Below are 22185 nucleotides of genomic sequence, written 5' to 3'. Positions count from 1 at the left end.
TGGACGTTAGTGCTTCGGGGTGAACGTCAGGTGAAGATGCTCGCGCGGTGGCGCGGGTCGGCCAGGACGTCCCGAACCATCAACCCCATATCCAGATCCGGTCCCCGCCACGCGTAGTAGATGTCGAGGGCCACGACACCGTTGAGCGCCACAGCGAACCGCACCTGCCGCTCCCGACGCTCCCAATGCACTTGTGTCCGTGCATCTTCCAGGTTGATCACCTGCTGCCCCGCCCGCAGCAGCAGTCTCCCGCCGACGCGATAGAACACCACGGAGAGTTCACCGATGTCGCCGTACACTCCCGCGACCGGACCGGCCGCCCCGGCCTGCGCTTGCAACCGTCCGCTGCTCGGATCGAACTCCACCGACACCCCGAAACCGCTCTGCGGACGCACCAGCAGACCAGCAGGTTCCCCGGTGCGCCGCACATTCTCCGACCGATAGTCACTGCGCGGCCTACCCTGCGATTGGCCACCGCCACCCACCGGCTGCCCACCCATCGGCGGCGGCATCATCGGATACCCGCCGCTACCATCGCCTCCGGACACTGGAGCGCCTCCGGACACCGGACCACCGAACCCGGTTGCCCCCGTGCCGCCCTCCCTCCCCTGCGGGGGATCGGTCGCCAGCTGCTGGCCGCCGAGTTCGTTCGGCACGCCATAGCCACTTGCCGGGGAGGTCTGCGGATAGCCGACCACTGCTCCCGGCATCGGGGTCGTGCGCGGAACCGGTTGTGCGCCAGCCATGGAATCGCCGGGTGCGGAGCTCGCCGAGTCGGTCGCCGCGCCGGATGTTTCCGTAATCGAATGCGATCCTCCCTCATTCGGCAGGCCGCTGGCGCTCGTGGGGTAGGTCTGCGGATGACCCGCTGCCGCCCCGAACGTCGGACCGGCATGCGGGACCGGTTGCACCGCGAGCGACGGATCGCCATGCGGCCCGGCCATGCTCGTCCGATCGGCCGAGGAGCCGGTCGAACCCGGAAGCGCAGGGGCCGCTCGATCACTCGACACGATAGGGCTGTTCGCCGAATGACCTGCCGTGTGCTCCGATGCCGACGGCAAGTCCGAACCTGGCGCCGACGAATCCGGCGCTTCCGGCGGACCAGCCGACAGCGGCGTGAAGGGCACATCAGGAAGGGCGGACGCCCGATCTCCTGGCGCCACCGGAGCCGTCTGCTCGAGCCGCTCGGAACTCTCAGCCGCACGCGGCCGCTCGGGCACTTCGGGAGCACCAGCCGATCCAGGCGTCGCCGGGCGCCCGGGCATCTCCGGCGACTCGGGTGGCCCCAGTTGTTCGGGCATCGCAGGGAACTCGGGCACTTCCAGCATGCCGGGCAGATCCGGTCGCCCTGGTAGCTCGGGCCGACCTGGTTGCTCAGGCGAGCCCGGCCCCTCGGGCAACTCAGGGACCTCCGGCAGCTCGGGGACATCAGGCAGTTCGGGCTGCTCGGGCAACTCAGGCCATTCCGGAACCTCAGGCAGTTCCGGAACCTCCGGCAACTCAGGCAGTTCGGGCAACTCAGGCCATTCCGGAACCTCAGGCAGTTCCGGAACGTCGGGCACCTCAGGCGGTTCCGGTACCTCAGGGAACTCCGGCAGCTCAGGCACCTCAGGCAGTTCAGGCACCTCAGGCAGTTCCGGAACCTCAGGGAACTCCGGCAGCTCAGGCACCTCAGGCAGTTCAGGCACCTCAGGCAGTTCCGGAACCTCAGGCAGTTCCGGAACCTCAGGGAACTCCGGCACCTCAGGCAGTTCCGGAACCTCAGGCACCTCAGGCACCTCAGGCACCTCAGGCACCTCAGGCACCTCAGGCACCTCAGGCACTTCGGGCACTTCGGGCAGTTCGGGCAGTTCGGGTGACTCCGGGGGGCCGGGAGCCTCTGGCAACTCGGGGAGGGCAGGAGGCTCGGGTGTGCCGGGTGGTTCCGGCACCACGGGTGGGCCTGGTGGGGTCGGGGGCTCTGGTGGGGTCGGGGGCTGCGGGGGCGCGGGGGGCTGCGGGGGCGTTGGGGGCGTTGAGGGGGGTTCGGGGTCGTTGTCTGGAGACGGAGTGGGGATGTCGGGTGGGGTTTCCGGTTCTTCCTCCAAGTCCTCGAGGTCTTGGGGAATGTGGGGAATGTGGGAGCGGCGGGTTCGGCCGTCCCACCAGGTGCCGCCGTATTCGGGGGTGTCCGGGCCGTCGGGACCGTCCGGGCCGTCAGGACCGTCCGGGCCGTCCAGGCCGTCCGGGCCGTCCAGGCCGTCCGGGCCGTCCAGGCCGTCAGGACCGTCCAGGCCGTCAGGACCGTCCGGACCGGCGGGCGGTGTGACGTCGGCGGCGGTGAGGGGTGGTTCGCCGGATCGGTGGAAAGTGTCGGCCAGCTGGGTGAGGGTGCGGAGGATGGCGGCGGTCTCGCGGACTTCGGCGCGCAACTGCTGGTGCACCTGGGCGAGGTCCGCGGGGGACAGTGCCTCGGTGTTGTCGATCTTGCCGTCGCGGAAGTCCTCGTAGATCTGGGCGATCTCGGCCGGATCCGCGTCGGTGGTGTCCTTGCCGAGCATGCGGGCCCAGTCCCGGTCCGGTTCGGGGCGCGCCGACGGGTCCGGTGGCGGATCGGTATGGGTGGCGGCCACCGATTCGAACGCTCGCAGGTCGCCGAGTACCGCGTCCAGGTGTGCGGGCGTGTCACGGAGATGCAGCACCAGTTCGTAGCCTGCGTTGCGCGGGTCACGATCCAGCATGTCGGGGTGTTCGCGCAGATAGTCGGCCAGGTGCTGGAGTTCCTTCGCCCGGCTCGGTGTGCTCTCGATCAGTTCGGCGATCGTCTCCTCGGGGCGGCCGCGCAGGTCGGCGCGGTCGATCCCGAGCTCGTTGACGAGGTGGAAGAAGTCGATTTCCAGCAGGGTGCGGGCGTAGTCGGCCAGGGTCTCGATGCGCAGGGCGCGCATCCCGTTGCGGGTCGCCAGGTCGGCGAGGACCTCGGTGATCCGGTCGGGCGCCAGATCCTCGGCGCGCAGGTCGAGCCGACCCGCGAGTTCACCGATGGCCGAGCGGAGTTCGTCCGGGGACAGGTCTGCCGGGCTCGGCTCGCGCGGCGCCGACGACTCGGCCGGATCGGCCACCACCTGCCACTCACCGCCCGGCTCCCGGACCATCGTGATCCGGGCCTCCCGGCCGTCGATCGTCGCCGCGATGTGTCGCACCTGCGGGGCGTCCACGCTGCGGTAGTGGATGACGCCATCGGCATCCGCCCAGGTGACCAGATAGTCCAGCTCCGCCTCGCTCCTGGTCAACACCTGGGCCAGATCCGCGTTGGCCGGTTCGGCGAGCACCTCGGCAAGCACGCGATGGTGGTTCAACCCGTTGTCCACCACCACGAGGCGCAGCGGGTCGCTGCCGGTCAACCCGATTCCGGGTGCCAGCAGCGTGCCGCCGAGGGCGGTGATCACGTCCTCGGCACCGACACGGGCCATCGCGGCGGCGGCAGCGCCGAAGTCCTGGTCGGCGGCGAGGTAGCGGCGAGCCAGTTCGCCGAACTCGTCGGCGGCGCTGTTGCGTTCCTGGATGCGCGCCGGGGTCTCGCCGGGCAGACGCACATCCCCTGCACCGCGCAGCTCCGACCGGTCGACGCCGAAAAAGCTCGCCCAGGAATCGAGTTCAGCGCGCAGCTGATTGCGGCGCAGGGCGTTCTCGAAGTACGCGGGTGTGCCCTGGTCACGGCCGGGCTGGTCGGGCGGTGACAGGTCGTCCCAGATGCTGCCCGCTTCACCGCCGTTGTTCACCCCTACCCAGTCGAGCAGTGTGGTGCGGCCGCCCTGGCTGACGATCACCTCACGCAGGAACTGAGTCATCGGATCGGTGTCCAGCGCGTCGAGGGAATCGCTGTAGGGGATGTGCGCGTCCTCGTCGCGGAAGCGCAGCAGGGCCTGTTCGAAGGCCCGGATGGCCGCCTCGTTGCGCAGTTTCTGGACCCGCAGCTCGGCTACGGCGGCGGCGAGGCTGTCGGGAGCGAGGTCGTCGAGGTCGATGCCGAGCCGGTCCGCGAGGTCGTAGAGCTCGGCGCCGAGCTCGTTGCGTTGGCGCAGCGCTTCGGCGAGTTCGCCGCCCCATTCGGCGAGTTCGGCTTGCCGCTCGGGCGCCGGGATGTGCCGTCGGGCGCCGTCCACGGGGGCGGTGACCTCGGTTTCGGTGCCGGGCCTCGGCCCCTGCGGGCGCTGCGCCACCGGCGACGGATTCGCTTGCCGGTACTCCTGGTCGAGCTGGTCGAAGCGTTCGCGCAGGCCCATGGCCGCCAGCTCGTCGGTGATCTCGCGAAGCAGCTCCGGATCGGCGTCGTCGCGCCAGTATTGGTGTTCCTCACCGTCGCGGGTGCGGATCGGCACCGGGCCCTCGATGCGGGTGCGGCCACGCAGGAAGTCGGCGATCTGGCTGCGCTTGCGCCACAGGGTGACGACCTCTTTGAGCACGCGAGCCGGATTGATGGCGCCCAGTTCGGCGAGACCGTCGTGGCCCGCGAGGGACGCGTAGGTATTGACCAGCGCGGTCTGGCCCTCGGTGTCCTGGCCCGAACCGGACGGGTACTTCGGATCCTCCCGATGCAGCAGCAGGGCGTCCTTCAGCCAGTCCCAGCTCCGCCGCAACCCAGATTTCGGCAGATCCGGCGAGGCGGCGGGCGGGGCCGGTTCCAGTGTCGGCGCAGGTGCGCGGTCGATGGCCTGGACCTGCCAGGAACCGTCCGTGCCGGGCACCAGCCGCACCGGGACCCGTGTGCCGTCGACGGCGAGTTCATAGCGGCCCGTGCTGTCACCAAGCTGTGCGGTGTCAGCGAGCGTGGCCACATCGTGTGCCTGCTGCCGGACCTGATCCCGCAGCGTGGCAATGGTTTCGGCCGCCCGGCTGGGCTGCGCGGTGACCGGCTCGATACCGAGGCGGTGCGCCCAGCCGTCCCGGGTTTCGGCGATCTGACGCCGCTGATCGGCGTCGGTGGCCTGGTCGTAGCGGTGCGCGGCATCGGCGAGCGCCTCGACCATGCCAGCCCGCAGGAGCGTGCGGTAGCGCAGGTCGGAGATGGTTTCGGGCAGTGTGTCGGGGCCGATCCGATCGGTGACACCGTAGCGATCCGCCAGTTGATCGCGCACCTCCTGCGCGGCGCGCGGGGTGGGGTCGGTGGGAAACGGGGAGTCGACGGCGGGTTCGGGGGTGCCCGATCGCAACGCCGGAACGTCCGGCGGGTCGTTGTCGATTCCGGCCAACCGCAGTTCCGCTTGGATCGCCGCGCGTTGCTCCGGATCCGCCTCGAACCACCAGAAGTCTTCGGCGCCATACATTTCGGTGACGTCGAGCGCGGCGAAGTCCTCGGGGTAGCGCATCGGGCGCGGAGACAGGTCAGGGTCGAGAAAGCCACGGGCCTGCGCCATCCGGACGAAGTCGGCCAGCGCCGCGGACGGATCGGGCAGGCCGGTGAGCCGCGCGTCCAGCCCGAGGGCGGTGGCGAGCTCACGGAGGTGCTCGCGGGCCTGCGGGGTGAGGTCCGGCGCGGGGGCATCGGTGGCCTGCTGGGCGAGCTCGTCGAGGTATCGCGACACCTCACCAGCCGGATCGATGACCGGGTTCTCGGGTGGGTCGCCCCCGGGGACCGGGGGGTTCCGGGCCGGCTCCGGCGCGACATCGCCCTCGCCCGCCGGACGCAGCGTCGGTTCCGGCTCGGGTGAGGTCGCGCCGGTCATCGGTTCCGGCGCGTCGGGTCCGCGCGAGTTCGATGAGGTTGTCCCGTCCTCGGTGGACCTCAACGCATCGATCAGCAGGGCGTGCAGCACCCTGGCGGGTTCAGTGGCGCTGGCGCCGTTGAGTTCGACATCCGTGAATGCCTCGGCGATCGCCTCGATCGGCGCGAAGTTGCCGCGCTCGTCGAAGCTGTATCCGCTCAGTTGCCGGAGCCATGCCTCGTACTGGGCTTCCCCGGCATCCGGGTTGTTGGTGAAGTAGTGCTCGCGCAGTGCCGTCGCGGCCGATTCCCGCGCCTGGAGGTCGCCCGTGTGGTCGAGTACGTGGCCGAATTCGTGCACCACGGTGGAGTAGATGCCATGCTCGGCCACCAGACTGAAACGGCCGGAATTCTGGCTGTTGGCGACAGTGGTGTTCACGGCCGCGGAATTCCCCACGGTCGCCAGGGGCAGGAAGATCGCGGGCACCACCGCGCCGGTGACCGGATGGACCGTGTCGTGGAACCACGCCAGGGTGTCCTTGCCCAGATTCTCCTCGACGATGTCGACGACCTGCAGATCGGCGTCGGGGTAACGGGTCATCATGTCGTCCACCGCGCGCGCCACCTGCTGGAGCGCTGCGGGATCGATGCCGGCTCGCTCGTAACCGACCAGGTGGACCCCGTGCCGTTCGCGCAGGATCTCCGCGATCTCGGCGGGCTCGCGCCCGGACCACTCACCTGGGTGCCAGGTCTGGGCCGGTTCCCGCCCGGGAAGCGCCGCATCGGGCTCCGGTCCGAGACCGTGTTCGTGCCGGTGCGCCGCCTCCGCGTGCTGGTCGGTGGCCAGCTGGTCGAGCAGTACCCGCGCGGGTTCGGAGGTGGCCGCCGAGGACTGCTGTGCCAGTGCCGCCTGGTAGGCCGCGGCCGGATCCAGTCGCCCGTCCGGGAAGAAGGCGGCCGGGCCGAGCTCCCGGATCCACGACCTGAACCCGGATGCGTCGATGCCGGCGTGGGCCTCGGCGTAGTGATCACGCAGAGCCGGGAAGGCGTTGTTCCTGGCACCGGCGTGGTCGGGGCTGTCGAACTCGGAGCGCACCGCGGCGTAGTGCGGGCGGTCCACGGCATCGAGCCCCGCGTACGGCCCCGCGGCCCGGGTCGCCGCGGCGGGGTCGCCACCGAGTTCGAGGACGTTGAGAAAGCGCGAATTGACCACGATCTCGACGCCGTGATCGGTGAGTCGCCGCTGCGCGAGGAAGTCGTAGTTGCCGAGATCGTCCACCCGTACCCGGTTCACGCCCGGTGTCGGCGACTGTCCCATTCGCTCGTCGACCGCTCGTAGCACGTCGCGACTCGCGTCCCGGTTGACGAATCCGTCGTCGTCGAAGCCCTGCACATCGATCCCGTGCCTGCGGCTGACCTCGGCAGCGATGTCTGCGACATCGCGCAGCGACCAGTCCCTGGGATCGGACGCTGGCTCGGGCGCACGCAACGACGGCAGCGTCGGCTCGTCGGGCGCCGGTTCATCGGCGACGTCCCGGCGCTCGGCCGGTCCGGACTCGGCATCCAGGCGCTGCGGGCCACGCTGCTCGGCACCGTCCGGGGCCAGGCCCGCGGACTGGGTGGACTGCTCGGCGTTCCCGGGCTCGGCGGGGACCACCGTCGCCTTGATCTCCCAGTACCTGGCGTCGGGACCGCCGCCGTCATTGCCCAGATCGCGGACCGAGTCGATCCGCAAGGCCAGACCCCGCGCGAGCAGCACCTCGGGGCGCAGGCCCGCAGTCGGCGACAGGCCGGCGAGGGACAGGGCGGGAGTTCCAGCCGGAACCACCACTTCGGTCTGGAAGTGGACGTTCATGGCGCTGGGCACCGGCCCGAGCTGGCCGTACAGGAACTCGGACCGGGTCTGCACCGTGCCGACGAGCTGCCCCGGCGCGACATCGAAGGGATTGCTGCCCGCGCTCGTGGTGATCATCACCGCTTCCGGCAGCGGCCGCAGCGGCAACGCCGAATCGATGATGGCGATCATCTCGGCCATCTCGGCGGTGCGCGGCACCTCACCGCGCAGGGCCGCCGCGATCCCATCGGGCACCTGGCGCAGATGCTCGATGATGTAGACCCCCAATGCCTCTCGCTGCTGGGGACTCAGCCGCTCGAGCGTGTCACCCCACACCTCACGGGCGAAAGCATGCCCATCAGCGGGCTCATACGCGCTCCCCGCGTGCTCCCGCAGGAACCGCACCGCCGGGTCCCCGCCCCGCCCCGGCGGCACGGCGTCTGCGCCGGAATCGGCCACTCGACGCTCAGGTGGATCGAACGGCACGGTCGGTAAACGATCCGATCCGTCGATCTCGACGATCGGCGTGCGATCGGGGTGATCCAACGCCACCGTCGGCACCTGATCCACGCCATCCAACGCGATCGTTGGTGTGCGGTCCGCTGTGTCGAGGTCGACAGTCGGCGCGTGGTCAGGGCCTGTCGGTGCGGCAGGAGGGCCGTCCGGGTGGTCGACGGGCCGGGGTGGGGTGTCGTCGCCGGTGGGGGGTGGTAGGGCGGGCGGGGTTTGGTCGGGGATGGCAATGGGCGGGGTGGGGATGCCGAGGAGTTCGGACAGGGCGTCGAGTTCGGCGGTGTAGCGCAGGATCTCGGCGCGCAACTCGTTGTGGGTGGCCGTGATGGCGTCGGCGGTTTCGGCCAGCAGGTGCTGGTAGGCGGCCATACCCTCGTCGGGGGTGAGCACGTGCTGGCCCTGTAGCTGGTCGAGGAGTGCTTCCAGGTTCCGCTTGCGGCCGCGGAGCAGGGAATGCGAGAGGTCGCCGTTGCCGGAGCGCAGCGCTGCCTCGGTGCCCAGTGCGGAGATCTCCAGCCGGAGGTGGTCGAGCAGCCGTTGCGGCGGTGTGTCCCCGGTGATCAGGAGGCGCTGAATCGTCTGCCGCCGCTCCAGCTCCAGCTCCAGCTCGCGCACGGTCCGTGGTCGTCCGGTCTCGTCGAGCACCGGCTCGCCGGCGAGCACCCGCTGCAGATCAGAGGTCGCCTGTTCCACCTCGGCGGACAGTTCCCGCAGCGCCGTACGTAGCTGGCCCGGTGTCGGCTGGGGCGCCCGCAGCTCCAGCGCCCGCAGCCAGGGTCCCAACTCGGCGATCTCCTCGCGGATCACCGGCAGCGGGCGGGTGAATTCCGCAGCAGCACTGCGCTTTTCGCGATACGACTCGTAGTCCACCAGTTCCTGCTGGCGCCGGGCGATGGCTTCGCGAATCTCGGCCAGCGCCGCCCGCCCCGCCTCGGACCCCGGCTCGGTCGAGGTCCCATCGATGATGTCGAGCCAGCGCTGTCGCTGCCGCAGATCCTGTGACCGCTGGTCGAGGTCGGGCGCTGGCTCGGGCAGCGCGGGCACGGGCTCGCCCCGCCGGGTCGCCAGCTCAGCGGTCTCGGTGGCGAGCTGGTCGCGCAGCGCCGCGACCACTGGCTCCGGCACCGGTCGACGACCCCCGCCATCGAGCGCCTCCACCCGCGCCCGACGCTGCGTGATCTCGGCGCGCAGGGCCTCGGCGCTGCGCACCCGACCGTTGCCATCACGGATCTGGCCACCGGCCTCGACGGTCGCGAGATCCGCGCGCAACGCGCTGATCGCCTGCCGGTCGGCGGCCGCCACGGCACCGGGGTCGAAGACCTTCGCCCCGGCGGCGTCGAGCGCGTCGAGCATCGCCGCGCGCCGGGTGATCTCGGCCTGCACTTCGAGTGTGGCGCGCCCCACCAGCTCGGCCTCGGTGGGCTGAATATGACTGGCTTCCGGTTGCTGCGCCCGCAGCTCCATCGCCCGCGACCATGTCTGCAGCTCGGTGATCTCGCCCTGGATCGTCTCCAGTGACCGCTCCAATTCCTCAGCGGCGCTCCGTAACTCCCGGCGAGCCCGGTAGTCCGCCAGCTCTCGCTGCCGGTGGGTGATGGCATCGCGTATCTCGACGAGCGCGTCCTTGACGGTGCCGGGCCCCGCCGCGAGTGGCGGTCCGTCCAGGATCGACAGCCAGCGACCGCGCAGGCGCGCCTCGGTGGTCAACCGCGCCAGATCCGGCTCGAGCACCATCGAATCCGGCGCCCCCTCATCACGCCGAGCGGCCAGCTCCGCCTCCCGGCCCACCACCAGCTCCCGCAGCGGAGCGAGCACACCTTCCGGCACCGGGCCGCGGTGCTCGAAAGCCTGTGCCCGGAGCCGACGCACGGGGTCGATCCGGGCGGAACCATCGGTGAGCCCCGTCAATTCGGCGCGCAGCGCATCGATCTGCTGTTCCAGCTCGGCCCGGATCACCGCGCGGTCACTGGACCCGAGCGCCTCGATGTCCGCGCCGGGCAGCCGCGCCCAGTCCACCGACGGCGACGGCGCCTGCCGCACCGAGGTCTCCCGCGGGCCGTACGAGGCCGGGTCTCTGGCGAGGTCGACTCCGGATGTCACCTCCTGCAAGAAGTTCCGCGAGGCAGCCAGATCGTGGACTGGCACCTCCGCGGGGACGGTCGGCGCCTGATTCGGCACCACCGGATGCCCGGCCGTCCACGCCTCGGCCAATTGCTGGGCATGCAGGTGGGCCTGATCGGCGTACGCCTCCACGGCGGCCGCCCGCACGGCATTGCGGTAGCGCAGGTCCTCGATCATCCGCGGCGGGTCGGCCATGGGATGCGTGCTCAGAATCCGGAGCCGTCGCTCCAGTTCCGCGCGGGCGGCGACCGGATCGGCGGGCAGGTCGAGCGCGGCACGGTCGGGACGGGTGAGAGTCGTTTCAGCGGTGGGTGATTCGTCCTGGCCGATGATCCGCCAGCTGCCGTCGATCCGCTGACGTAGCTGCGGAGCGCCCGCGTCGGCGACGAACACCGCACCCTGCTCGTCCACCCGGACGGTGCGGTACTCGATCGTCAGCGTTCCCGCGGCGACGTCATCGGCGATTCCTGGCCAGCGGCGCACCAGCGCGGCCAGGGTGTCGTGGTGGGCGCCCGCGGGGTCGAATACCACCATGCGCTGCGGCGTGTCCGTCCCGAACAGCGCGACCTGCGGGAAATCGGTGGACTGCCACCGGCCGTGCCCGGAGATGATGACCTCGCCGGTGGCCCGCGCCGACATGGCATCGGCGAGTTCGGTCACCGCCCGGTCCGCCTGTTCCAGGCGAGTCACCCGAGCATCGAATTCCGGCAGGACCGTGCGGGTTTCGGCGTTCTCGGCGCGCAACTCGGCGAGGCGTCGCGGCGTGAGTTCGCTGACGGGAACATCGAACAGGTCGGCCCACTGGGCCATCTCGGCCCGCAGCCGGGCCCGCTCGGCGCCCGCGCCCTGCCACAGCGGCTCGAGCGGGCCGCGGGTGTGGCCGGGCTTGAGTCCGGTACCCATGGCCGGGTCCATCCCGAGCAGCGCGTTCTCCCCGGCCTCGCGCAGCAGACGCGTGCCGGGATCGGCGCCGTCGATGACGGAGCGATCCGATTCGAACGGCGCGGCCCGGTTCTGCTCGTGATACCGCGCGACCACCTCTGCCGCCGCCACCAGCTCGCCGTCGCGGCGCAGGGCGCGATGCCGCAGTTCGTTGAGCGCCGCGCGAGCGGTCTCCGGCCGAGCGTCCGGGAGCGGGCGATCCAGCTGCCTCGCGAGGTCGGTCACCCGGTCGGCGGCAGCCGCGCGTTCGGCCTCTGCCGCGCGCAACCGCCCGGCGGACTCGGCCAGTTCGTCGCGAACCCAGGACACCGGCTCGTAGCGGATTTCAGGCCGTGGCCCCGAGTCGTCGGAGGTCAGCGCGGCGTCGGCCTGTAGCTCCCGCAGCAGTTCGGCGCGCACCGACTCGAGCAGCTGCGGATTCTCCAGCGCCAGTTTGTGATCCAGTGCCGCGAGGGCAGTGCCGGAATCCTCGGTGACCAAGCCGAGCAACCGCTGGCGGTAGCGGTCGACGGCAGCCTCGGCCATCCGCTCCTGCTCGGCGTGCTGTCTGGCCCAGTGGTCGGCCAGCTCCGCCGGGATGTCGACCTGCGCGAGCAGCTCCGGATCGGCCTGGGTGTTCCAGTAGTCATCGATCTCGCCGTCGGGTCGACGCGGCGGCACGAAGTCGGGGCTGCCCGCGACAAGGCCGAACAGCGACGAGCGCACGAATTCCGCGATCCGGGCGCGGCCGGTCCACAGCTTCTCCACCTCGGTGCCGATCCGGGCGAAGTTCAGTCCGTCGGTGCCGTCCTCGGCCACGAAGACCCACGGTGGCTCCTCGCCACTGGTGGTCTCCCGGATCCGGTTCACCCCGTCCATGGCTCGCCACTGACCCTCAGCGTCAAGGCTGGACCCGGACGGATGCTTGGGTATCGACACCCGTTCGGTGCCGCCGAGGCGATCCTTGATGAACTGCACCTCACGCTGCAGGGCCGCTCGCAAACGATCGGTCGCCTCGCGCCACCGGGCAGCGCGATCGGTGGATACCAGGACGTCGGGACGGTGTGCGGGTGCGATGGCCTCGGGGCGCTCGGCAGGCGCGGCATCGGGGCGGTGAGCGGGCTGGTCCGGGTCGGTGCGCTCGCCGAGCAGGTCGGGAGCGCCCACCGGCGGTTCGCCCGCCCCGGGGGTCGCCGCCCGCGCCGCGGCGGTGAGCTTGTCGTGGATGAATCGGGCCAGATCATTGGCGGCGGGGCCATCGGCGATGACCGCCGTCAGCGCATCGGCCAGTGCCTCGGGAACATTCAGCAGCCCGTCCTCGTCGAGGCTGTAGCCGGTCAGTTGTTCGCGCAACCACTGCTGGTATCCGGTGATCGGGGCATCTGGATGGTGGGCCCGGTAGTAGTCGGCGATCTCGCCCTCGATGGTCCGCCGGACTGTGCGCTGACCCGCGTTGTCCAGGGCGTGGCCGAGCTCGTGCACGATCGTGCCGTAGGCGGGCCTGTCGCCGACCAGCGGGTGGAACTGCCCGGCCGCCACTCGTTCTGCCACGTTGTGCCGGAACAGCGCGTCGTCGGTGGCGAATCGACGGTTGATGGTCACCGAGTCGGTGATGATCATGCCGGTGTCCGGATCGCGGGCAGCGCGAGTCATCGCGTACGCATCGTTCAACCGCTGACCGTTCTGGTCGATGATCTCGCCGATCACCAGCCTGCGCACATCGATCTCTGGATGGCGAGCGGTGGTCTCGGTGAAGCCCCGCGCCAGTTCCCTTGCCACGTGCGGGGTGATGTCGTCGAACCCCTCCACGCTGAGCTTCGGGTAGCGCTGCTCGAGGACATCCGCGATCTCCGCGGACGACCGGTTGGACCATTCGTCCACCGGTTCGGGTGGACCGTCCGCGGTCGGAATCTGCGCATTGTCCACCTGTCCGACGTCGCCGTCATCAACCGGACGAACCGAATCCCCCTGCTGGGTAACCGGCTCCGCGGTGGGCTGGATGGAGTCCGGCTGGCGACGAGGTCCCGCGCCGGGGGCGCGGTGCGGACGGGTATCGGGGTAGTTGCGCGCCTCGTGTTGCAGCAAACCGGCGAGCAGGCGCGCCGGTTCACTGGCGTTGCGGCCGTTCAGTTCGACATCAGCGATCGCATTGGCCAACGCTTCGGCATGGCTCAGACCGGGGACGAGTGTGCCACCCACCATGACCGGTTCGAAACTGTAGCCGTACAGCTGTCGCAGCCACTGCTCGAACTTGTCGAGCTCCCGGTCCAGGTGCGGGTACTTCTCCACGAAATAGTCGGCCAGAATCTCCATCATCTTGTCTCGGGCACGCATTCCACCCGAATAGTCGAGTGCGTGGCCGAGTTCGTGCAGGATCATCCCGTAGACCGGTCGGTCTCCGGTGCCGCGCACGAAGTAGGAGGCCCCGGTCAGCAGCTTCGTCTTGTTGGCGAAGGGATCCGGATTGCGGGCGTGGTCCACATTGAACCTGATCCGTTCCGCGTAGTAGCGCCCGCTCGACGTCTTGGCCCACTTGGATTGGGCGTTCAGCAGATCGCCGCGCACGGTCGAGCCGGGCAGCGGGAGCGTGCCGATCTCGACGATCCTCAGGTCGATCCACGGATGTTTGCTGAGCATGCGATCCACGGCGCGGGCGAATTCACGCACGACGTCGGGGTCGATGCCGGGCTGATCGAAGCCGTTGACCTGCAGCTTGTGCTTGTCGACCAACGCGGCGGCGACTTGAGATGGCGTCATGTTCGACCAGTCGTCCACCGGCAACGCCGAGCGGTCGAAGCCGCCGAGATCAGGGATGCCCCGGTCGGAAGCGGGCGACTTCGCGTCGTCGACCGAACCACTGTCGAGCAGGTCATCAGGGCTGTCGGGACGGTCGGGGCGCGCGCCCGACGGATCTCCCGGCGCATTCGGATCGGCCAACCGGAGCCAGGATTCGGCGATGTCACGCAGAAAGCTCGCCTGCTCGGCATGCTGACCGGCGGCCCACTCCGCGTTGTCGGCCAGCTGCTGGAGCAGGTAGTCGTTCGGCGATTCGTCGGCCAGCTGACGGCGACGGGCGGCCTCACCCGCGTGGTAGTCGGCGCGGGCCTCGGCGATGTCGGCGCGCATCCGGGCCGACCAGGCGTTCTGTTCGGCGGTCATCCGGTTCGACCAGGCGAGGTTGTCCGCCGACGCGGCGATGGCCTCAGCGGAGCGCTCGTCGGTGGTGCTCGGGTCGGGCTGCCGATGTTGCGGGTCGGCCACCGGCTCGGCCGCCTCGCGCGGCAGTCCGGCGCGCGGAGGATCGGTGTCGCTCGCGCGGTCGGTGCGTGGTGCGGCCGGGGCACGTGCTGGATCGCCACCACTGGGCGACGGATCACGCGGTGCGGCAGGCAATGCCGGAGGATCGTCATCATCGGGACGGCTCGTGGTGTCGTCAGCGGCACGGGCGGGATCGCCGCCGGGGGCTGGGTCGCGCGCTGCGGCGGGCAGAGCGGGGGGATCGACGTCGTTCGTTGTCCGCAGTACGGGATCCCGCTGGGGTGGCGCGGGAGCGTAGGGGACGTCTGCCCAGTCTCCGGTCAGGGGTGGGCGGGCGCCGTCCCAGTGCAGGCCGGTGCGGGCGGCGACGTGGGCGTTCGCCTGCTGCCAGGTCTTCTCCGGGTTGTCCCGCAGGTAGTTCGATTCGGCGAGCGCGTCGCGCAGCAACAACACATCGGCAGGGCGGATGTCACCGCTGGTCAGGCGCTGCCAGGCCTGCACGACATCGGCGACCGCGTCCAAGCGGCGGTGCACCGGATCGCCGGTGTTCGGATCGTCGACCAGCGGTTCGTCGCGCATCAGGTGGTTCTTGATCTGCAGGATCTGGTCGTGGTCCAGGGTCGGCGGGAGGATGGCGTCGTGCTCGGCGCCGAGCAGCTGATCGGCCACCACGCCGATCAGTTCGTCGCGCGGGAAGGTGCCCGGTCTGCTCAGAACCTCGGCCAGGTCGCGCACCAGCTGGGCCGCTTGCGGGTCGGATGCCCGCCGTCCGAGCCCGTCGGTGGTCCGGGTCTCCCCGAGGCGGCCCGCCACCGATTCGGCGATGGCGTCGATCTCCTCGGTGGTTCGGCCCGCGAGCTGCTGGCGCACCCGATCGATCAGCTCGGTGGCGACCCGCTGACGCACCTCGTCGCGGTAGTCGGCGAGATTCTGTGTGATGGCGTCGATTTCGACGTCATCGTTGTCGCGCAACCGCGCGTACTCGGCATCGGCCTCGCTCTGCACCCTGGCCCAGGCGGCCTGCGCCGCCTCGTCGCGTCGGCGCCAGAGCAGGTCGCTCGGATGGTCCTCGGCGTTTCGCGGCAACCCGTCGGGACCGGGGAGCCGGGCGCGGTCGAAGGGCGCGACCATCGGTTGCCGCTCGGGAGGGCTGGCGTGGAAGTTCTTGTGCCCGGTGGCGCGCGGCGCGATCCGGTAAGGGTGGTCCTTGTCGCCGAACCAGGTGAACCCGGAGAACTTGGAGACCTCCAGGATCACGCGCATCACATTCGACGCGGCATCGGCGAACGGCATCTCGAAGACGGGGAGACCACCAGCCGCGGGGCTGGACCCGCCCGGAATGTGCGGGAGCAGGTCCTGGTTGATCCCGGCGGCCGGACCACCGGTGAGCGGATCCGTGGGAATCCCGGCGATGGCCTGCACCACCGCACCCTGGATCTGGTCGACGGCCCAAGCGCTGAGCCCCTCCGGCAGGTCCCGCGGGGTGTACTTCTTCGGCAGATCGGCTTGCGGGTTCGATGAATCCTGGGTGCCGTGCCCGGACGACTGCCACACGCCGTCGGCGTCGCGCCAGTGCTGCACCCACGACGGTCGGCTGGGGTCGACTGGATGCCAGTTGCCGTCGGCATCGCGCCAGTCGGTGATCGGCGGGCTCGCGTTCTGGCTCGTCGGCACGATGAGGCGCTGCACCTGCGGACCGGGCACCGAGGTCACCCGGACGTCATCGGCTCGGCCCGCGGTGACCTGCCGATACTGCACACTGGTCTCGGGGCGGGTGATCAGCTGTGCCGCACCGGGACTGTGCTGCAAGGCGTGTGCGAGGGCGCCGTCGAGATCGGCGCGGGGCCGACCGGGCAGGTCGCGGGGCCCGAAGACGATGATGCGCGGTTGGTCACCGGGCACCAGCGCGACCCGATCGGTGACCAGGAAGCCTCCTTCGGCCTCGGCCAGCCGCAGGTACGCACCCGCCACCCGGGCCAGCTCGTCCTGGATCCGGCCGATGCGGTTGTGCGCGGCGGCGACATCGCGCGCCGCGTCACCGAGCGCGTCGATCTTCGCGCGCTGGTCGGGGAACTCGGCGCGCAGGTTGTCGAGGGTGCCCGCGATACGGTCCGGCGCGAGGGCCGCCTCGTCGACGCGTCCCTCGGCGTCGACCAGATCGAACTGTTCGGCCAGGTCGTCGCGCATGCCCCGGCGCGGGGCGATGCGGCGCAGTTCTTGGGCGCGGTCGGCGGCGAGGCGATTCTGATCGGCGGCGATCTCCTCGGAGCGGGGACGCCCGGTCACCCCACCGCTGCGTTCGAGCTCGTCGAGGCGGCGGTCGACGGCGTTGATCTCGTCCTGCAGCCGCAACACCGCATCGGCCGACTCGCCCAGCTTGCGCACGGCCTCGCGGATGCGGTCGCGGGTCGCGGCGTCGGCGGGTTCCCTGGTGCGACTGCCCAGTTCGTCACCGGTGCCGCCGATCTCGACGGTGCGCGTCGCGGCGTCCTCGTAGAGCCGGAACAGGGTGTCCTCGACTTGTGCGGGTGTCCGCAACGCGTCCGCCGGGTCGACGGTGCCGTCCAGCCGGGCCATTCGCTCGTCGCGCTTGGCGCGCTGGAACTCGAGCTCTCTGGCCAGCTCCCGGCGCTGATCGATCAGGCGATCGTATTGGGCGATCGGATTGCCCGAATCCGCCAGCAACCCGAGTTCGGTGTCGAGCCGGTGGAATTCGGCTTCGGCCTCGCGGAGCTGCTGCACCGCGTCCTGCGCCGCGTCTACCCGGTTGTTCCACTCCGCCGGGTCCACGCCGTCCGGCGGCTGCCTGCGCAGATCCTGGAGCAGCGCTGCCGGGTCCGGCTCACCCGCAGCACGCGGCGCGGTCAGCTCCGCCGCGTCGACCGGTAGCCCCGCCAGGGCCTGCGCCAACGCGGCCCGCGCCGCGTCACGCCGTTGCTGCGCCTGGGCACGCAGCTCGGCGACCTCGGCCGCCCGATCCCGGCCCGGTTCACTGCCCGGCCCACGATCCGGGTCCCCGGAATCACCAGGCTCGACCGCTCCGGGTGGTTGCGGTGGCTCACCCGGCGGCCGCGCCCCACCCCCGTCAGCCGCAGGTTCGGGCACCGCCGCAGGTTCCTCGGACGCGCGATCGGGCCCGGACACCGGCTCCTCGGAACGGTTCGCGGCCTCGTCCGGCGGTGTCGGATCACTCGGTTCGTCGTTGCGGGATGTGCCCGCCTCAGGTGCGACTCGGGCTCGGTCGGAGCCGGCCGGTTTCGATGCCGGATCGTCCGGTCGCCCAGCGCGGGCCGGGTCCGCGGGCGCGGGCCGGGCGTGATCACCAGTCCCGGAATCATCCGGTGTCGGGAATGGGTCCAGCGAGCTCTGGGAACGGTCCGGCCCGGATGCTGCCTGCTCGACCAGCAGGCGATGCAGCACCTGGGCGGGCTCGGTCGCGTTGGTGCCGTTGACCTCGACGTCGAGGAAGGCCTCGGCCAACGCCTCGCGGGAGAACAGGATGTCGGTGCCAGCGAGGAAGCTGTAGCCACTGAGCAGGCTGATCCAGCCGATGAAGTGATCCGGATCCTCGCCGTAACGCCGGTCGTGCTCGGCCTTCAGCGTGTCCTCGATCTTGTCGCGGGCGAACTGCCCGCCCGCGAGGTCGAGGAGATGGCCGAACTCATGGATGACGGTGGACCGAATCGGATTGCCCGCGGTGCCATAGGGTGCCCTGAAGAAGCGCTCCCGGTCCTCGTAGGACGCGTTGTACCGCGCGGGATCCACCGCCACCGACCGATTCAGCCGCAGACTGTCGGCGTAGTAGCGGAAGATGTCGTCTTCGCGCTGCCGCTCGTACACGCCCGCCGCGTCGCCTTCGGACATCTCGGCGATCTCGACCCGGCGCAGATCCAGATGAGGGAACTGCGAGAGCGGATACTTGACCAGCATCTCGTCCAAGGTCCGCCCGAACTCGCGCACCACGGTGACGTCCAGCGCCGGATCGTCGAATCCGGACACCTCGAAGCCGTGCCGATCGGCCAGGGTCCGGGCCACGTCTTGCGCGGACATGTTCTGCCACACGTCATCCGGGAGAGGGGAAGGGTCGTCGGCGGGATCGCCTGCCTCGGACCTGGTGGCCGCCGAGGCATCCGGGTTGGCGGTGTCGTCGTCCACCGGTCGCGCCGGATGGGAATCGGCATCAGGCTCCGGGGCGCGGAGCGCGGGATCCGCTGTGCCGCCATGAGGCTCGGCATCGGGTTGCGGGCGCTGCGGGGCGGCATCGGAATCCAGTGCATCGCTGCGAGACTCGGCATCAGCCTGGTTCGGAACCGGTTCGGGCGTACCGTCGGAACGATCGGCTTCGGGTTGCTTCGGGTCGGCGTTGCCCTCGGCCACTGACTGTCCGAGAGCTGGGTCGGCATCGGGGTTCGGGCGCGGTGTGGCGGCGTCGGGATCTGCCGCATCGCCGCGGGACTCGTCGTCGAGCTGGTTCGGGGACGGTTCGGATGCGGCGTCGGGCCGATTCGCCTCCGACAGCTTCGGATCGGCGTTGTCGTCGCCCGCCGGCCGCGCGGGTTCGGCGGCCGGGCCGGGGGGCTGCTCGTTCGCGGCGGAACCCGCTGTGTTGCTGTCGGGTTCAGCGTCGGGCTGGTTCGGCGACGAGTCGGGTTCGTCGGGCCGATTCGTTTCGGGGGGCTCCGTGGCGTTGTCCGGGTCGGGGGCACGGGGCTGGGCGGGGTCGCCACGGCCCTCGGTCTCCAGGTCGTCGTCGTGGACGGGGGTTCGGGAACGTTGCTGGTCAGGGTTGCCGGAGGGACGGATGGGGTGGGCGGGGCGGCCGTCGGCGTCGAACAGGATGCCGTAGGTGTTGTCCAACCGGGCGGGGACATCGGGCGGGAATCCGTGTTCGGCGCCGGTGGCTGGATCGCGGACGATGATTCGCCCGCCCTCGTTCACCATCACGTAGGCGTGGGCGCCGACGCCATGTTCGTTCGTGCTGCCCTTGTACGCGTCCACGACCAGCATGGACGTACCGTCGCCTGCCCGCAGCAGATCCATGACCATGGCACGGTGGCTGCCGAACCGACGCAATTCCCCACCGGCGGCATCGACGAGTTCACGTCCGGTGACGCCGTCCAGGCCGACTTCCCGGTCGAACTCGCGGATCGTGTCACTGCCGGTGCGCTCCCTGATCTCCGCGAGCGACAGATCCGCGCAGCGGCCGACGACCTGATCGTCGGGATCGCTTGGTGTCCCGTCTGATTCGGGCCCGTTGGACCTACTCGAATCGGACCGGTCCGCCCCAGGATCCGCTGCGGCCGGTCGACCCGTCCCGCCGCTGTTGACCGGCTGCACTGGCGCGACCACCACCGCCGGATCGGCACCGTCATCCGGCCTCCGACCGTCCGCGGTGGTGCGCGCATCGGCTCGACCACCCGGATCCACCGCACCACCGGGCTCCCCACCGTCGGCAGACGGCACAGCCGAAGCCGGATCGACCACCCCATCAGTACCGGGATACGGCCGAAGCCCATCGGCAACGGAATTCTCACCGTCCGACCGCGCCGGACCCCCAGCATCGGCCTCACCTTCAGCGGACGGACGCCCGCCGGAATCCGCCTCGCCCGCTGTGCCCGTCGGATCGGCGGTGGCGCCGTTCGCGAGGGTGGGGACGGCTGGGCGGACGTCGGAGCCGCCGGGATCGCTGGTCACCGAGCGGTCGGCGGCGGCGCCAGGGTCGGCGCGTGTGGCTTCCGGGCCGCCGGATCGGGCCTGCAGTGCCGAGGCTGGGTCCGAGGAGGCCGGGGTGGCGCCGAGGTCGGCGGCACCTGCCCGGGACCTCGCGTCGCCGGTGTCCGCCGAGGCGGCGGTACGGTCCGCCGGTCCGGCGGCGGGTTGGTTCGAGGCCGTGCTCTCCGGACCGGTCCCGGTCGCCGGTTCAGCGGTACCCGACAGTCCCCGACCGTCTGGCGCGGTCGGGCGAGCAGCTGTGCCGCGGGCATCCGAGCCGGTGGGCGTCGCGGATTGAGTACTTGTTCCGGTCGGGTTCGCGGCTGCGGCGGGGCCGGCTGCCGTTGCCGGTGCGGCCGCCGTCGGCGCCACACCAGCGGCGGGCGCCGCCATCACCGGGGAAACCGGCTGCCCGACTCCGCCTGTCGATCCGGCACCGGAACCCAGCCCCGCGTCCGACGACGACAACCCGGAGGTCAGCCCATCCAGGCCGGACGTCCGCGAGCCCGCGCCACCCGAATCGCCACCACTTCGCCCGCCGCCGTCGGAGCCCACACCGGATCGCGACTCCCCGGTGCCCGCCTCACCGGACCGCGCGCCGGAATCGGTGGTGGTGTTTCCGCTCCCGTCCTCGGCTACGCGCGCCCCGCTGTCCGAGGTCGCACGCTCCCCGGACCCGTTCTGTGAGCCGTTGTTCGGCTGTCCGCCCGACTCTCCGCCATTGTCGGAACCGGATTGTGTACCGCCGGTTTGGGTTTGGCCCCCGGTCTGGGTGCCCCCGCCGGTGTGCGTACCACCAGTCTGCGTCTCGCCGCCGGTCTGCGTACCACCAGTCTGAGCTCCCCCAGCCTGCGCACCGCCAGTCTGGGCCCCTCCCGCCTGCGCACCAGCTGTTTGCGCGCCACCAGTCTGCGCGCCTCCCGACTGCGCGCCCCCACCCTGCGTTCCACCCGGCTGAGTACCACCGGTCGACTGCCCGCTCCCGGAGGCCGCGCCATTCGCCGACCCGTCCCCGTTGACGCCCCCGGCATTGCCCGCCCCCGAACCATCGCCGGTCGCACCCGGTCCGGCACCATCACCGGTCCCCGACGGCGAACCGGGGGTACCGCCGATCCGCGTGTTGTCGACGAAGCCCGCCCCATCACCCATCCGGAACCCGGCGAACCGAACCTCTCGACGCCCCGAGAATCCGCCGGAAACCCCACCCTGGATCACACCCGAGGTCAGCATGCGCGGGTCGAAGTCCCAGTTGCCGGTCATGAGGCCGCCGGCCGCCCAGCCACCGAGGGCACCAGTGAGTCCCGCCGTGCTACCGGTGATGATCCCGGCCGTCGTAGGGCTCATGCCGCGGGGCAGAACCCGGCCGGCCAAGCCGCCACCGATGCCGGCGGTCAACCCACCGGCCGCCGAGGTGACGAGGGTGGTCTTGAACTGGTTGGCGTCGAAACTCTGCCGGGTGTTGTTGTTGAGCTGCAAGCCCTGGATACCGCCATCGAGCCCGGCACCGATCCCGGTGTCGATGGCGGTGTTCCGGATCGTGAAAGACACTGTCTTGGCCGTGAATTCCACCGCCTTGCGCGCCGCAGCCGGCCCCACCCGGCGCAACACCGCGGCCAGCAGCCGGGTGGCGATACCCCGCAGCACCGCCTGCGTCCGGAACACCGCGGCGGCGATACCGAACGGCGCCCGCACCGGCGGAATGAACGACAGCGCCACTTCGATGATGAACGCGATGAGCGTGCCGATCATCATGGCCTGCGCGTAGTCGATGTCCGTGCCGGTCTTGTCGGTCATCTCGGCGACTTCGCGGAAGTGACCGGCCAGCTCGGAGATCGAGGGCTGCTCGCCGTCGCTGGTCTTCAGGCCGTTGAGGAAGACGTCGAACGCCGACCCCATCTTCCTGCTGGCTTCTCCCGAGGAGACAGCCAACAGCGCGGCCGCCTTCGCATCACCGATGTCGTCCTCGACGCCCTCGAGCGCCTCGGCCGCCGCTTCCCAGGCATCGGCCAGGGCCCACATCTTGGCGGGCTCCCCATCCGGCCATTCCTGTCCGGCGATGAACTCCAGCGTGGTCTGGAGCCAGCCGGGGGCGTTGCTGATGGCATCGGCGAGCCGCGGCGGAACGATCGGTGAGGACATCGGG

The 22185-nt window shown here is 70.7% G+C and carries 1 protein-coding gene; it reads right to left on the bottom strand.

Annotated features, from left to right (window positions below):
• Positions 1 to 26: 26 nt before the first annotated feature.
• Complete coding sequence (locus tag BOX37_RS03975) at positions 27 to 22181, bottom strand: WXG100-like domain-containing protein (protein WP_071926444.1); 22155 nt, start codon at positions 22179 to 22181, stop codon at positions 27 to 29.
• Positions 22182 to 22185 lie beyond the last annotated feature (4 nt).

The organism is Nocardia mangyaensis, assembly GCF_001886715.1.
In the GTDB taxonomy this organism is placed as follows: Bacteria; Actinomycetota; Actinomycetes; order Mycobacteriales; family Mycobacteriaceae; genus Nocardia; species Nocardia mangyaensis.
Note: the sequence above shows the minus strand (reverse complement) of the source record. Positions and strands in the feature narration are given on the sequence as shown.

What these genes read in the sequence shown, in the direction of transcription:
- BOX37_RS03975 (WP_071926444.1), bottom strand. Translation starts at nt 22,181, where the DNA reads ATGTCCTCACCGATCGTTCCGCCGCGGCTCGCCGATGCCATCAGCAAC.